This is a genomic window from Mesorhizobium shangrilense (genome assembly GCF_040537815.1).
GTDB lineage: Bacteria > Pseudomonadota > Alphaproteobacteria > Rhizobiales > Rhizobiaceae > Mesorhizobium > Mesorhizobium shangrilense.
The window spans coordinates 2674874-2689206 of the sequence record NZ_JBEWSZ010000001.1; the positions used below are offsets into that span (position 1 = coordinate 2674874).

General features: G+C 64.2%; 13 protein-coding genes. 11 read left to right on the top strand and 2 right to left on the bottom strand.

The genetic code is table 11. The features are described 5' to 3' along the window. The first annotated feature begins 4 nt into the window (after positions 1 to 4). From ABVQ20_RS13420 to ABVQ20_RS13430, 3 genes are read left to right on the top strand one after another with little or no spacing between them, the layout of a single operon-like run. Complete coding sequence (locus tag ABVQ20_RS13420) at positions 5 to 772, top strand: SDR family NAD(P)-dependent oxidoreductase (protein WP_354459979.1); 768 nt, start codon at positions 5 to 7, stop codon at positions 770 to 772. Positions 773 to 790: 18 nt separating this feature from the next. After that, positions 791 to 1561, top strand: a complete 771-nt coding sequence (locus ABVQ20_RS13425; protein WP_354459980.1) for an SDR family NAD(P)-dependent oxidoreductase — start codon at positions 791 to 793, stop codon at positions 1559 to 1561. Continuing rightward, positions 1558 to 3084, top strand: a complete 1527-nt coding sequence (locus ABVQ20_RS13430) for an acetate--CoA ligase (protein ID WP_354459981.1) — start codon at positions 1558 to 1560, stop codon at positions 3082 to 3084. Before ABVQ20_RS13425 ends, ABVQ20_RS13430 begins: the two co-directional genes overlap by 4 nt. 44 nt (positions 3085 to 3128) lie before the next feature. Here ABVQ20_RS13430 and ABVQ20_RS13435 read toward each other — a convergent pair whose 3' ends face one another. Further along, complete coding sequence (locus tag ABVQ20_RS13435; RefSeq protein ID WP_354459982.1) at positions 3129 to 3437, bottom strand: biotin/lipoyl-containing protein; 309 nt, start codon at positions 3435 to 3437, stop codon at positions 3129 to 3131. 171 nt (positions 3438 to 3608) lie between these two features. Between ABVQ20_RS13435 and ABVQ20_RS13440 the strand changes: the two genes are divergently transcribed. From ABVQ20_RS13440 to ABVQ20_RS13455, 4 genes are read left to right on the top strand one after another with little or no spacing between them, the layout of a single operon-like run. Beyond that, positions 3609 to 4616 (top strand): alpha-ketoacid dehydrogenase subunit beta, encoded by a 1008-nt coding sequence (locus ABVQ20_RS13440; protein WP_354459983.1) that lies wholly within the window; start codon positions 3609 to 3611, stop codon positions 4614 to 4616. After that, positions 4613 to 5644 carry a thiamine pyrophosphate-dependent dehydrogenase E1 component subunit alpha gene (locus ABVQ20_RS13445; RefSeq protein ID WP_354459984.1) on the top strand — a complete coding sequence of 344 codons (1032 nt, stop codon included), beginning with the start codon at positions 4613 to 4615 and terminating at the stop codon, positions 5642 to 5644. The genes ABVQ20_RS13440 and ABVQ20_RS13445 overlap by 4 nt, the downstream gene beginning before the upstream one ends. A 22-nt stretch (positions 5645 to 5666) precedes the next feature. Then, on the top strand, positions 5667 to 6677 hold the full coding sequence (locus tag ABVQ20_RS13450) for a MaoC family dehydratase (RefSeq protein ID WP_354459985.1): 1011 nt from the start codon (positions 5667 to 5669) through the stop codon (positions 6675 to 6677). Continuing rightward, positions 6674 to 7885 (top strand): CoA transferase, encoded by a 1212-nt coding sequence (locus ABVQ20_RS13455; RefSeq protein WP_354459986.1) that lies wholly within the window; start codon positions 6674 to 6676, stop codon positions 7883 to 7885. The genes ABVQ20_RS13450 and ABVQ20_RS13455 overlap by 4 nt, the downstream gene beginning before the upstream one ends. A 34-nt stretch (positions 7886 to 7919) precedes the next feature. Here ABVQ20_RS13455 and ABVQ20_RS13460 read toward each other — a convergent pair whose 3' ends face one another. Next, complete coding sequence (locus ABVQ20_RS13460; protein WP_354462174.1) at positions 7920 to 10244, bottom strand: thiamine pyrophosphate-binding protein; 2325 nt, start codon at positions 10242 to 10244, stop codon at positions 7920 to 7922. 194 nt (positions 10245 to 10438) lie between these two features. Between ABVQ20_RS13460 and ABVQ20_RS13465 the strand changes: the two genes are divergently transcribed. The 4 genes from ABVQ20_RS13465 (at position 10439) to ABVQ20_RS13480 (ending at position 14284) form a co-directional block, all read left to right on the top strand. Beyond that, positions 10439 to 10912 carry an Lrp/AsnC family transcriptional regulator gene (locus tag ABVQ20_RS13465; RefSeq protein WP_227348609.1) on the top strand — a complete coding sequence of 158 codons (474 nt, stop codon included), beginning with the start codon at positions 10439 to 10441 and terminating at the stop codon, positions 10910 to 10912. 91 nt (positions 10913 to 11003) lie between these two features. Continuing rightward, on the top strand, positions 11004 to 11855 hold the full coding sequence (locus ABVQ20_RS13470) for a MurR/RpiR family transcriptional regulator (protein WP_227348610.1): 852 nt from the start codon (positions 11004 to 11006) through the stop codon (positions 11853 to 11855). A gap of 105 nt (positions 11856 to 11960) precedes the next feature. Continuing rightward, a complete protein-coding gene (locus ABVQ20_RS13475) occupies positions 11961 to 12755 on the top strand; it encodes an SDR family oxidoreductase (protein ID WP_354459987.1) in 795 nt (264 codons plus the stop codon). Then, positions 12755 to 14284, top strand: coding sequence for a mannitol dehydrogenase family protein (locus ABVQ20_RS13480; protein WP_354459988.1), 1530 nt, complete (start codon positions 12755 to 12757; stop codon positions 14282 to 14284). The genes ABVQ20_RS13475 and ABVQ20_RS13480 overlap by 1 nt, the downstream gene beginning before the upstream one ends. Positions 14285 to 14333: the final 49 nt, after the last annotated feature.

The window sequence follows — 14333 nt, forward strand, 5'->3', positions numbered from 1 at the left end:
TCCCATGGCGTTCAACATCGGCTCCGGCCTCGAAGGAAAAAGCGTAGTCGTGACCGGTGGCTCCGGCGGCATCGGCCGTGAGGTGTGCCTGGCCTTTGCGGCGGCCGGATCGCGCGTCGCGGTGGTCGACGTCGACCAAACCCGTGTCGACGCACTGGTGGCCGAAATGGAAGGTGGACCTCACCTGGCAATCGCTCATGACCTGCGGCCAGTCAGCGGCCATGCCGAGCTGATTGCAAAGGTGGTTGGCGCATTCGGCAGGCTTGACGTGCTGGTGCAGACCGCGGCTGTGCTGATCCGCAGGGCAAGTGTCTTCGATGTCAGCGAGGCCGACTGGGACATCCAGCATGACGTCAACCTCAAGGCCTCGTTCTTCCTGTGCCAGGCTGTTGCCCGCACCATGAAGGAGCAAGGCACGGGTGGCAGGATCATCAATTTCACCTCGCAGGGCTGGATGAGCGGCGGCTTCGGCGGCTCCGTCGCCTATGCGGCGACCAAGGGCGGCATCGTCTCGATGACACGCGGGCTGGCGCGATCACTCGCCAAGGACAAGATCACCGTCAACGCCGTATCGCCGGGCGCGGCGGACACCGCGATGATGCGTTCGGGCATGGACGACGCGGCACTGGCCGGCACTATCGCGCAGATCCCGCTCGGCTACATGGCCGCACCTTCCGAACTCGCCGGCTCGGTGCTGTTCCTCGCGTCCAACCACGCCAGCTACATCACCGGCGCCACCATCAATGTCAGCGGCGGCTGGCTGATGTACTAGCACGAGGGAGAGCAAGCCATGACGCAAGCGCTGTTGGGAAAGGTCGCCGCCATAACCGGGGCGGCACGTGGCATCGGCGATGCCATCGCGGCTCGTTTTCTCGAGGAAGGCGCCAGGGTCTTCTCCCTCGATCTCAGCGAGCCCGACGAAAAGCGTGAAGGCGTGACCTATCTGGCCGCCGATGTTGCGAATACCGAGAGCGTCGCGGAGGCATTCAGCCAAATTGACCGGGCGGCTGGATGTGTCGACGTGCTGGTCAACAATGCCGGCGTGCAACGGGTCGCCCTTGCCGAGAACATGCCGATCGAGGACTGGCATCTGGTTCTCAACACCCACCTGACCGGCATGCATCTATGCTGCGCACAGGCGATCCGGCGCATGCGGGAGCGAGGCACGGGCGGCGCCATCGTCAGCATCGCGTCAGCGGCGGGCATTGTCGGCATCCCCGGCCGTGGACCCTACAGTGCGGCGAAGGCTGGCATCGAAAGCCTGACGCGCGTCTACGCCACGGAGGTCGCTTCCGCCAACATCCGCGTCAATGCGGTGGCGCCCGGCTCCACGCGCACCAAGCTGATCGAACAAGGGCTGAAGGATGGCTCCATCCGTGGCGAATGGCAGATCGAGCGGATCCCGATGGGGCGGCTCGCGGAGCCCACGGAGATTGCCGATCCGGTCGTATACCTCGCCAGCGACAGGGCCAGTTACATCACGGGCCAGACCTTGGTCGTCGATGGCGGCTGGACCGTGCAGGGGATGGTGCACATCGCAGACTGGCTGCGGGTCTCTTGATCGCGAAACCCTTCAATCTCGCCGATCATTGCGTCGGTCGTGCCGCAAGGGCGACGCCGGACAAGACTGCGCTGATCGTGGTCGGCGACGCCAATACACCCGAGCAAGCCGAGCGCTGGACCTATGCCGCCCTCGACCTTGCCGTGCGCGGCGTGGCGGCGGGGCTGCTTGCCGAAGGCCTGGTAGCCGGTGACAGGATCATGCTGCGCCTGCCGAACACCAGCGACTACGCGCTGCTGTTCTTCGGCGCCATTTCGGCCGGCCTCGTGCCGATCCCCGTCTCGTCGCAACTGACGGAGGGCGAAGCCGCCTTTCTGCTCGATGATTCCGCCGCTGCGGCCATCGCGCAGACCGGACCTTTGGCAATCGCTTCGATCCCGTCAGGCTGCAAGATCATCGACGAGGAAACGATTCCACGGCTCAAGGCGTCGCGGCCGCTTCCCGCCCATGCGGACACGGAGGCCGAAGCGCCGGCCTATATGATCTATACTTCCGGCACGACCAGCCGGCCCAAGGGCGTCGTCCACGCCCATCGCACCGCGCTTGGCCGCGAACCGATGCATCATGACTGGCAGGGGCTGACCGCCGATGACGTCATGCTGCATGCCGGCGCCTTCAACTGGAGCTATACGTTGGGCGTCGGGCTGCTCGACCCATGGGCCTGCGGCGCCACCGCCGTGCTCTACAACGGGCCGAAGCATATCGAGGTGTGGCCGAAGCTGATCAACGCCGTCGGCGCCACCCTGTTCGCGGCCGTCCCCTCACTCTACCGGCAGATGCTGAAATACTGCTCATTAACACCGAGCAGCCTGCCAACGCTGCGGCACGGTCTTGCCGCCGGCGAGGCCCTCAGCCCTGCCGTCCTCGAAGGCTGGCGCACCGCCACGGGGCGTGAAATCTACGAGGCGTTCGGCATGAGCGAATGCTCGACCTTCATCTCCAACCACGCGGGCATGCCGATCCGCCCGGGCAGTCCAGGCAAGCCGCAAGGCGGACGGCGCATCGCCATCCTACCGCTTTCGGACTCGAACGAGCCGCTGCCCGCCGGCGAAATCGGGTTGCTTGCCATCCATCGCAGCGATGCCGGCCTGATGCGCGGCTACTGGCGGCGTGAGGAAGAAGAAAACCAGGTTTTTCGCGGCGAGTGGTTTGCCGGCGGCGATCTCGCCGCCTTCGATGAGGACGGCTATCTCTGGTATTACGGCCGTGCCGACGACATGATGAATGCCGGCGGCTTCCGGGTCTCGCCGCAGGAGGTCGAGGCGGCACTGGCGCCCTGCCCTGGCATCGCCGAAATCGCGGTCGGCGAGCACCGAGTGCGTGACGACGTTTCGGTGATCGCCGCCTATGTGGTGCGCAAGGACGGCGCCAGCGTCAGCGCCGAAGACATCGTCGCCATGGCCGGCAAGCGCCTTGCCGCTTACAAGTGCCCAAGGCAGGTGTTCTTCGTGCCCAGCCTGCCGCGCAGCGCCAATGGCAAACTGCTGCGCCGTAGTCTGAACATGGCGGCGATCTCGCCATGATCGCCGCTGCCGTTTTCGGTCGAGCCCAGTGGCTTGCCTGCCTGTCAGACCTCAAGCACGAGTGTCGGGGCGCCGGTTTTCACGTCATCGCCGACAGCAATCAGGATCTCGACCACGGTGCCGCCAAAAGGAGCCGGAATCTCGATCTGGCTCTTGTCGGTTTCAACAACGAACAGCGTCTGCCCCTCAACGACCCTGGCACCAATCCGGGCCTGGATATCGTTGATCACGACTTCGTCGACGGCGTCGCCGACCTTGGGCATTTTAAGGGTGGAACGCATCGTCTGTTCTCCGTGTGCAAGGCCTGTACTGAAGGAAGTCCACCGGTTGCCGGAAGGCTGCACGGTGGACACGCGAGTTCGCCAGAGGGCTGTGACCGCATCAATCCATCGAAAGCACGCGGCTCTTCCGCAGCTATAACCAGAGTGACGTCTGGCATCAATAAAAACGTTTCCAAATTTTTTCGACTGGGCTAGCTTCATGCCCTGCACACAGGTTGGACAGCGTATTGGGAGGTTTGAACCTTGGCTAAAATCTGGATACGGCAGGCGGTCCTGAAGGCCCTTGACGATGCGATGACGGATGATCCGAGCGTCATCGTCATGGGCGAGGATGTCGCCGTGGCCGGCGGCCCGTTCAAAGTGACCGAGGGCTTGCTTGCCTCGCATGGTCCGGAACGGGTGATCGACACGCCGATTTCCGAAATGGCCTTCATGGGTGCGGCGGTGGGTGCTGCGGTCTGCGGCCTGAAGCCGGTGGTCGAGATGATGTTCATCGAGTTCATCGGCGTCGCGCTCGACCAGTTGACGACGCAGGCAGCAACCATGCGCTATCTGTCGCGCGGCCGGCTGACGACGCCGCTCGTCGTGCGCGCCTCCGCCGGCGCAGGCCAGGGTTTCGGCTGCCAGCATTCGCAGATGCTCGACCACTGGTTCCGGGGCACGCCGGGCCTCAAGGTCGCGGTGACCAGCAACGCCCGCACGACCTACGGCCTGCTGCGTTCGGCGATCGAGGATCCCGATCCCGTGGTGATCCTCGAGCCGCGCGTGCTCTACGCCGAGCGCGAGGAATATGAATTCGACCGCGACTACCGCATTCCGCTCGGCCAGGCGGAGATCGCGCGGCCGGGTACCGACGTAACGCTCGTCACCTGCGGCGCCATGCGGCGCGTCGCGCTGGCGGCGGCGGAGGCGAGCAGCGCCAATGTCGAGGTCATCGACCTCCTGACGCTGTGGCCCTGGGACCGCAAGACCGTGATGGAATCGGTTGCCCGCACCGGCCGTCTGGTCACGCTGGAAGAGGCGCCGGCGGGCAGCGGCTGGGGCGGCGACGTCGTCTCGTCGATCGCCGTCGAGGCGTTCGGCAAGCTGAAGGCAGCACCGCATCGCATCACACTTCCCGACGCGCCCGTGCCCTATAGTGGCGCCCTTGAAGCCCGCTTCCTGCCGAGCCCCGCCTATGTGGCCGAGCAAGTGGCCGCCCTGGTCTCGACCAACAAACCGCCCCTGCCCTGGTGGAGGAATGCAGCATGACGATTTCCAACTCCAATTCCCCGATTGCCCGCCGCGAAGCCTTGCAGGACAGGCTGGAGCAGCTCACGCGGATGATCGAGATCCGCTTTGTCGAGGACCGCATCCAGAAGCTGTTTGCCGAAGGCCATATCCGCGGCAGCACGCATCTGGCCAGCGGCCAGGAAGCCGTTTCGGTCGGCATCGCCCGCTCGATCGATCCGGACGATATCGTCACCTGCACCTATCGCGGCCATGGCCACGCGCTGGCGCTTGGCGTGACGCCGGAAGGGGTGATCGGCGAGATCTGCGGCCGCGTCATCGGCTGTGCCGGCGGTCTTGGCGGTTCTATGCATCTGGTCGAGCCGGAGGTTGGCCTGCTGCCGACCGCCGCCATCATCGGCGCCGGGCTGCCCATCGCCTGCGGCGCGGCGATGGCCGCACGGGCGCGCGGCAAGGATCGCGTCGCCGTCTCCATCTTCGGCGACGGCTCGGCCAATATCGGCGCCTTCCATGAATCGCTGAATTTCGCGGCCATCCGCAAACTGCCGGTGGTGTTTGTCTGCGAGAACAATCTCTATGGCGAATACACGCGCATCGAACTGTCGACGCCGGTCGAGGACATCGCGGTGCGCGCCGCCAGCTACAACATGCCAGGCGTCATCGTCGACGGGCAGGACGTCGACAAGGTCGCGGAAGCGATGGGCGTCGCGGTTGCGCGTGCGCGCCGAGGCGAAGGTCCGACTTTGATCGAAATGAAGACCTATCGCTATTCAGGCCATTCACGGTCCGACCCGGCGACCTACCGGCCGGCCGGCGAACTGGACGCCTGGCTGAAGCGCGACCCGATCGACATTCTTGCCGACAGGCTGGTCAGCGAGAGCATTCTGGCGCCAGGCGGTCTCGACCAGCTGAAAGCCGAGACGCGCGATGCGGTGGAACGGGCGACGGGGCAGGTGCTGGACTCGGCGGCACCGGATCTCGGCGAAATCCTGTCGCATGTCAGCGCCTCTTCGGCCGGAGGGGATCAGAGGTGGCATTTCTGGCCCTGATAGCATCCAGGCTTACGAAAGGATGACACGCGAATCTTCCACTATCGGCATCGATGGGCCGTTCTATGACGATCTGAAGATCGGCGATCGTTTCGATACAGCACCGGCGATGCGGCTGACGGACGGCCTTGCCGCCGTTCATCATGCCATTGTCGGCGGACGGCTCAGGCTGGCCTTCGATGCCGATCTGTCGGCGTCGGTAACCGGACGGCCGCCGCCATTCGCCGCGCCGGCGCTGGTTTGGGATGTCGCGATCGGCCAATCGACAGTGGTGACACAGCGGGCGATTGCCAACCTCTTCTATCGAGGCCTGTTCTTCCGCCAGGCGCCGTCTATCGGAGATACTCTCAAGACCGTCACCACGATCATCGGATTGCGGCCGGCCAGCGCCAAGCCCGGCCGGCCACCGCGCGGCCTCGTCACCATGCGGATCGCCACCAGCGATCAGGACGATCGGCCGGTGCTCGATTTCTGTCGCTGCGCCATGCTGCCGGCCCGACAAGCCGAAGACAGTGGTGTACGAGGTGAGACCGATTTGCCGAGATCCGAACAGACGGCCGTGCAGACAGCAGCGGCCGTCGAGAGCTGGAACCTCGAAGCCTACCGCAAGGCGGTCCAGAGTCCGCATTTCGGCGATCTGCGTGCGGGGACAGTGCATCGCCTTGCTGGCGGCGACGTGGTCAGCAGTGCGCCGGAGCTGGCGCGCCTGACGATGAACCTTGCGACGATCCATCACGACAGCACCCAGTCCGGGCGACGCCTCGTCTATGGCGGCCATACGATCGGGCTGGCCGCAGCACAGCTGACCCGTGTGTTCCCGTCCCTGGTCACCATTCTCGGCTGGCACGATTGCGACCATCTCGGCCCAGTGCATGAAGGCGACACGATCCATTCCGAAGTCACGATAGAGCGTTGTGAGGCGCTGTCGTCAGGTGGCGGGCTTGTCCATCTGCGGTCATTCGCAAGGGCGACCGATCTGTCCGGCAAGGTTTCCGACGTGCTCGACTGGCGGCTGATCGGACTGTTCGCATGAGCGGCGGCATCCTGTCCGGCCTCAGCGTCGTCGAGGGGTCAGCCTTCGTCGCGGCGCCGCTCGGCGGCATGACGCTGGCGCAGCTCGGCGCCGACGTCATCCGCTTCGACCAGATTGCTGGCGGGCTCGACCATCGCCGCTGGCCGGTGACGAAAAGCGGCCAAAGCCTGTTCTGGGCCGGCATGAACAAGGGCAAGCGCTCCATCCAGGTCGACCTGCGCTCCCCGGAAGGACAGGACATCGTTGCGGCATTGATCACCCGGCCGGGCCAAGATCACGGCATCTTCCTAACCAACCTGCCGGTCCGGGGTGCTCTCACCTACGAAGCCCTGAAAGCACGCCGTGACGACATCATCATGGTCGCGTTGACTGGCAACCCCGATGGGACCAGCGAGGTCGACTACACGGTCAATGTCGCGACCGGCTTTCCCGACATCACAGGACCGCGCGGCGCCGACGAACCCACCAACAGCGTGCTGCCGGCCTGGGACATCGCCATGGGCGAGATGGCCGCCATCGGCCTGCTCGCTGCCGACAGGCACCGCAGCCGCACAGGCAAGGGATCGCTGGTGAAACTGGCTTTGTCGGACGTGGCGCTGGCCATGGTCGGCAATCTCGGACGGCTGGCGCAGGCCGAACTTGGCGAGACGGCACAAAAGGACGGGAACAATCTTTACGGCGCGTTCGGACGCGACTTCATCACCGCGGATGGCCGGCGCGTCATGGTGATGGCCCTGACCGACCGGCAGTGGGCCGCATTGCAGCGGGCAACGGGCCTCGATACGGCGAGCATCATTTCGACAACCGCCGACCTTTCAACGGAAAGCGGACGTTTCGCGGCACGGGATGCGATCGGCGCAGCGCTGGCGCCGTGGTTTTCGGCACGAAGCTTTGCCGAGCTCCGACACATCCTCACAGACGCAGGTGCTTCGTGGGGGCCTTACCAGACATTTCAGCACTTGCTGGCGGAAGACCCACGCTGCTCAACGGACAATCCGCTGTTCTCCAGGGTCGATCACCCCGGCATCGGTTCGCTCCTGACGCCGGCCTCGCCGCTCTACTTCTCCTCGGCGAACCGCGTCGGCGCAACCCGGGCGCCTTTGCCCGGCGAGCACACCGATGAGATCCTGACCGGCCTGGGATTGAGCGACGGCGAGATCGGACGGCTGCATGATCGCGGTATCGTCGCCGGCCCGACACGGATGTGAAGACCGTGCCGGGAGTCCATGCCCGCCGACAGTATCAATCCAACGCGCGCAGATAACGCATCGGCCGTCCAGCCGCGATGCCATTGCCGGCCGCGACGATCGAATTCGCGTCGATGCCGAAGTGACGGTAGAGGTCGTCGATCGTTCCCGACTGGCCGAAATGCTCGACACCAAGGCTACGCGTTCGATGACCGTGGACCGAACCCAGCCAGCCCAGCGATGCCGGGTGGCCGTCGGTTACCGTGACGATCGCGCAATGCTGCGGGAGATCGGCGAACAGCCTTTCGACATGGCTCCTGGCATGGACGAGGCCGCGTTCGCGCGCGCGGCTCGCTGCAGTCCAGCCGGCGTTCAGCCGATCGGCCGAGGTTACCGCCAGCAGGCCGACATCGCGGCGGTCCTCGGCCATCATGCCGACCGCCTCGATGGCCTCGGGTGCTAGGGCGCCGGTGTAGGCCACGACCAGTTCGGCATTCGGGCCTGGACGGCGCAGCCAGTAGCCGCCATCGACAATGTCCTGTTCAAGTTCCGGCGTCATCGTACGGCCAATCTGCTCGACCGGCCGTGTCGACAGGCGCAGATAGACCGATCCGCCGGTCTCGTCGCGCAGCCATGTGCGCTCGGACTGCACGGCGTCGCCATCGCGCTGCATGTAATCCAGCGCAAAGCGCATGATGACGCTCAACTCGTCGACGAAAGCCGGTTCATAGGCGGCAAGCCCGTCCTGCGCCATGCCGATCAGCTGGGTGGCGATCGACTGGTGCGCTCCGCCTTCGGGCGCCAGTGTGACACCCGACGGCGTGGCGACGAGCAGGAAGCGGGCATCCTGGTAGCAGGCATAGTTGAGTGCATCGAGGCCGCGCTGGATGAACGGGTCGTAGAGCGTGCCGATCGGCAGCAGGCGCTTGCCAAAGATCGAATGCGACAGGCCGAGCGCCGACAGCAGGATGAACAGATTGTTCTCGGCGATGCCAAGCTCGATGTGCTGGCCGGACGTGCCGAACTCCCATTTCTGCGCCGAAGCGATGCGTTCGTTGCGGAACGTATCCGCCAGCGATTCCTTGGCGAAGAGCCCGCGCCGGTTCACCCATGGGCCGAGATTCGTCGAAACCGTCACGTCCGGCGATGTGGTGACGATGGCATCGGCGAGCGGCCCGCCGGCCCGCGCGATCTCATCCAGGATCCGCCCGAAGCCGACCTGTGTGGACACGCTGCCCTTGGCCTCAGAGACAAGGCGGTCCGGCACGATGATGCGCTGCGCGTGACGGCGCCGCTGGCCCTTGGCCGCGAACGGAACCGCGTCAAGAAACCGCTGCAGCTCCAGATCTCCGACATCCAATCCCTCGAAGGCGTTCCACTCGCGGCCCTCGCTGACCGACATCGACGTGCGAAACGTCGCCATCTGGTCCCTGGTCATCAGGCCGGAATGGTTGTCCTTGTGGCCGGCAAGCGGCAGCCCGAAGCCCTTGATGGTGTAGGCGATGAAGCAGGTCGGCCGGTCGTTGCCGCGCGCCGTCTCGAACGCATCGAGCAAGGAGGGCAGATCATGACCGCCGAGATTGGTCATCATTCCAGCCAGATCGGCGTCGGGACGACGTTCGAGCAGCGACGCGATGCCTGGCTCCTCGCCAATGTCGGCCAGCAGGCGCTTGCGCCAGGCGGCACCGCCCTGGAAGGTCAGCGCTGAATAAAGCTGGTTCGGACAGGCGTCGATCCAGGCGCGCAACGCCTCGCCACCGGGTTCAGCGAAAGCCGCCTGCTGCAGCGAGCCATATTTGAGGATGACGACATCCCAGCCGAAATTGCGGAAGATGCTCTCGAAGCGTTCCCATAGGCCTTCGCGCACCACGGCATCAAGGCTCTGGCGGTTATAGTCGACGATCCACCAACAGTTGCGCAGGCCATGCTTCCAGCCTTCCAGCAGCGCCTCGAAGATGTTGCCCTCATCCATCTCGGCGTCGCCGATCAGCGCCACCATGCGGCCTTCCGCAAAATTCTCGTCGCGGGCGCGCAGATAGTCCTGCACCAGCGAGGCGAACAGCGTCTGGGCAACGCCGAGCCCCACCGAGCCGGTAGAGAAATCGACGTCATCGATGTCCTTGGTCCGCGACGGATAGCTTTGCGCGCCGCCGAAGGCGCGGAACTGCTCGAGCTTCTCGCGAGTCTGGTTGCCCAGCAGATACTGGATGGCGTGGAATACAGGGGATGCATGCGGCTTCACCGCGATGCGGTCTTCCGGCCTGAGCGCGGAGAAGTAGAGCGCGGTCATTATGGTGGCCATCGAGGCCGATGACGCCTGGTGGCCGCCAACCTTCAGGCCGTCGGTGTTTTCGCGAAGATGGTTGGCGTTGTGGATCATCCACGCCGCCAGCCAGAGCACTTTTTTCTCCAGCGCCGAAAGCGCCTTCAACTTCCCCTTGTCCAAGCACCTTCCTCCCACTTCTGAACCTGTCCAGCATATGTCAGGCCTACGGACGATTTTCGCCAAACTTGCACCTTCAACGAGACCAGTTTAGGTATTTTCATCAATTCCGGCATCAAGAATGGTGTTCTATGCCAAAAACCCGGCTCGACGATATCGACCGCAAGATCATCGATGCTCTGCAAATCGACGGGCGCATGACCGCGCAACAGCTTGCCGACAAGGTCGGCCTCTCGGCTTCGCCGTGCGCACGCCGGGTCCGGCTGATGGAGGACATGGGTGTCATCACCAGCTACACCGCCGTCATCGACCAGGATCTCGTCGACCTGCCGATCTCCGTGTTCGCATCGATCAAGCTGGAGCGTCAGCGCGAGAACGAGCTGGAACGGTTCAGCGCGGCGATCACGCGCTGGCCGGAGGTCGTCGATTGCTACCTGATGACAGGCCAGCGCGATTACCTGCTTCGTATCGTCGTGCGGGACCTGCATGCCTATGAGCGCTTCCTGAAGGAGAAGCTGACGCGGCTCGAAGGCGTCGCCTCGATCGAATCGAGCTTTGCCCTGACGCAGATCAAGCGGTCGAACCGGTTGCCGCTCGAAGCGTGATTTCAACCATTGAATTTTCCACAACGAGGAATATGGAATTATCTTTCTGGAATTCGACGCGAAACGCGCCGGCGGATGGAAGGGTGAGCCAATGGCGTCCGAACAGAGAGCGACGGACGACTACGGCAGCCTTGTCGCGGCGCTGTCGGAGGGCAAATCGAAGCTGAGCAAGCGGCTGCAGCAGGTCGCCCAGTTCTTCCTCAACAATCCTGAAGACGTGGCGATCTACACCATCGTCGAGATCGCCAGGCAGGCCGGCACGCATCCTTCGACGATTTCGCGCTTTGCCAAGGAAATGGGCTTCGACGGCTTCAGCGGCCTGCAGAACGTCTTTCGCCAGCGCCTTGTCGGACCGAAGATGACCTATTCCGACCGCATGAAGGCGCTTTCCGAAGGCCCCGGCAAACCGCTGTCGGCGGATCTCGAACTGGACGATCCGCATGTCGTGTTCGACACGTTCGTGCTGGCCGCGATGGACGCTTTGCTCAGAGTGCGCGAAGACATTGATGCAGCAACCCTGCGCGGCTTCGTCGAGGTGCTCCGACAGTCCGGCGCCGTCCACATCGCCGCGGCGCGCGGCGCCTTCGGCGTCGGCACCTATTCCTACTACGGCTTCTCAAGGGTCGGAAAACGGGCGCATCTGATCGACAATATGGGCGCCATGCGCGAGCAGCAGCTGGCCGCGATGGCACCTGACGACGTGCTCTTCGTGCTGACCTTCGACGACTACACGCCGGAGACTGTCGAACTGGCGAAAGCCGCCCACAAGAAAGGCCGCAAATTGCTTGTCATCACCGACAATGAACTGAGCCCGGTGGCCAAACTCGGAACGCATACGCTGTATGTGAAGGAGGCCCGTCTCGGGCATTTCCGCTCGCAGGTGCCGGCGATGGTTCTCTGCCAATCGATCATCGTCAGCCTGGGCAGCCTGATCGACCGCTGAAGGCTGACCGTCGTATTGGCAGCGCTTGACTCACTACCGATGGAAACATAATTCTATAATCATAAAATTGGAAATTTTCTATTCATCGGCATTTGGGAGGGTCCGTTGATCGTAGCACTTGAGGGCAAGACGCTCGTCGTCACGGGAGGAACGCAAGGGCTTGGCGAGACAATAGCCCGGCTGGCCTCGACCGCAGGCGTCGAGGCCATCGCCATTGTCGGCCGCAACGCCGAGCGCGGCGCTCGCGTGGCCAGCCAACTGACCCGGCCCGATCAGCCCGTCGTCTTCATCCAGGCCGACCTTGCCGAACCCGCCGCGCCGGCTGCCGTGATGGCGGAAGCGATCAAGAAGCTTGGTCGCGTCGATTGCCTGGTGAATGCCGCAGCGCTCACCGACCGCGCCTCGCTGGAAACCGGTTCCATGGATGACTGGGACAGGCTGTTTTCCGTCAACGCACGCGCGCCGTTCTTCCTGATGCAGGCGGCGGTGGCCGACATGAAGGCGCGGCGGGCACCGGGATCGATCGTCAACATCCTATCGGTGAACGCCCATTGCGGCGCAGTCGACCTTGCCATCTATTCGGCAACCAAGGGCGCGCTGTCGACGCTGACCCGCAACATCGCCAACGCGCACCTTGCCGATCGCATCCGCGTCAACGGCATCAATATGGGTTGGGTGGCGACGCCTGCCGAACAGGAGATGCAGGCGCGCAAGCTGGGCAAGGGCGAAGACTGGGCCAAGGCCGCCGCCGCCGGCATGCCGCTTGGCCGACTGCTGACCATGGACGAAGTCGCGCAACTGGCGCTGTTCCTGCTCAGCGACATGTCGGGCCTGATGACCGGCACGCTGATCGATATGGAACAGGCCGTGCTTGGTGCACCGCCGCGCGGAATTGCGTGATGGGTGCGGCCGCTCAACCTATCCGGCTTGGCGCGTCCAGCCTGGACCGCTTGCCCGCCCCGGTCCGGCGCCCTGCCTATGACCGGGCACGCCTCAATCCGGGTATTCTGCATCTCGGGGTCGGCGCCTTTCATCGCTGTCACCAGGCCGAATATACCGACGACGCCCTGGAAGCCGCCTTCGGGCCATGGGGCATTGTCGGTGTCAACCTGCGCGCGCCTGATCTCGGCCCTACGCTCGGTGCGCAAGGCAGCCTCTATTGCCGCGAACTGCGTGACGGCAGCCAGACGGACCGCCGGCTGATCGGCGCCATGGTGGATACGATCTCGGTGCCCGGCGAGGGTCAGCCCTCGCATCATGAAACGCTGAAGCGCGCGCTGGATACGGCAAGCAGTGCCGCAATCGGCGTGGTGACCCTGACCGTGACGGAAAAAGGCTACTGCCATATTCCGGCGACGGGTGAACTCGATCTCGATCACCCCGACATCCGCCACGACATCGCCAATCCGCAAGCGCCGGTCTCCGTGCCGGGTTTCGTGTTGCGCATGCTGGCGCTTCGGCTTCAATCCGGCACGCCGCTGCCGGCGTTAATCAGCTGCGACAATGTTCCAGACAATGGCTCGACCTTGCGGCGCTCGGTGCTAGGGCTCGCAGCACGGATCGATCCCGCCCTGCACGATCGCGTCGCGCGGGAAGCGCAGTTCGTGAACACCATGGTCGACCGCATCGTGCCGGCGACGCGGCCGGAGGACATCGCTGCCTTCGCATTGGAGACCGGCGTCGAGGATCTGGGTCTCGTCGTCGGCGAGCCGTTCCGCATGTGGGTTCTGGAAGACCGTTTTGATGGCCCCCTGCCGGCCTGGGACCGAGCCGGCGCGCTCTTCGTCAGGGACGTTGCACCTTACGAGATCCTCAAGATGCGGGTGGTCAACGGCATCCAGTCGAACCTGTGCCAGCTCGGCGTCCTCTCCGGCCTCGAATTCATGTCGGACGTGATGGCGCAGGAGGGTTTCGCCGAATTCGCCGAGCGAATCATCACGCGCGAGGTGGTGCCCAACCTGCCGCCTGTTCCAGGTGTCGACGTGGCCGGCTATGTCACGGAAACGATCAGGCGACTGAGGAACCCAGCCCTGAAACATCGAACGCAGCAGATATCGACGGATGGCTCGCAGAAGATCAAGCAGCGCTTGCTCGAGCCGTTGCGCGCCGGGCTGCGTGCAGGAACGCCTTGCGATGGCCTGCTGCTCGGCATCGCCGGCTGGATGCAATATGCGAGCGGTCGCGACAGCGGCGGCCAAAGGATCGAGGTCAACGATCCGTTTGCCGAGCGCACGCGAGCTATCGGCACCGCCAGCGGCGGCGATGCCGCAACTTTGGTTGATGGCATGCTGGAAATTGATGGGATCTTCGGTTTCGACCTGCGCAGCGACACTGCAATAAGAGCCCGCCTCGCTGACAATGTGGCCAAGCTGCGGAAGCAGCCGGCGCTTCTCGTCATCCGCGATTTTCTAGCCTCTGGCAGAGGTTGAAAATGGTCAAGAATCAGGAATTTCATAATTTGACTTTTGGAAATTCACA

Coding starts and splice junctions, on each gene's coding strand:
- ABVQ20_RS13420 (WP_354459979.1), top strand. CDS start 5: ATGGCGTTCAACATCGGCTCCGGCCTCGAAGGAAAAAGCGTAGTCGTG.
- ABVQ20_RS13425 (WP_354459980.1), top strand. CDS start 791: ATGACGCAAGCGCTGTTGGGAAAGGTCGCCGCCATAACCGGGGCGGCA.
- ABVQ20_RS13445 (WP_354459984.1), top strand. CDS start 4,613: ATGACGATTTCCAACTCCAATTCCCCGATTGCCCGCCGCGAAGCCTTG.
- ABVQ20_RS13450 (WP_354459985.1), top strand. CDS start 5,667: ATGACACGCGAATCTTCCACTATCGGCATCGATGGGCCGTTCTATGAC.
- ABVQ20_RS13455 (WP_354459986.1), top strand. CDS start 6,674: ATGAGCGGCGGCATCCTGTCCGGCCTCAGCGTCGTCGAGGGGTCAGCC.
- ABVQ20_RS13460 (WP_354462174.1), bottom strand. CDS start 10,244: ATGATCCACAACGCCAACCATCTTCGCGAAAACACCGACGGCCTGAAG.
- ABVQ20_RS13465 (WP_227348609.1), top strand. CDS start 10,439: ATGCCAAAAACCCGGCTCGACGATATCGACCGCAAGATCATCGATGCT.
- ABVQ20_RS13470 (WP_227348610.1), top strand. CDS start 11,004: ATGGCGTCCGAACAGAGAGCGACGGACGACTACGGCAGCCTTGTCGCG.
- ABVQ20_RS13480 (WP_354459988.1), top strand. CDS start 12,755: ATGGGTGCGGCCGCTCAACCTATCCGGCTTGGCGCGTCCAGCCTGGAC.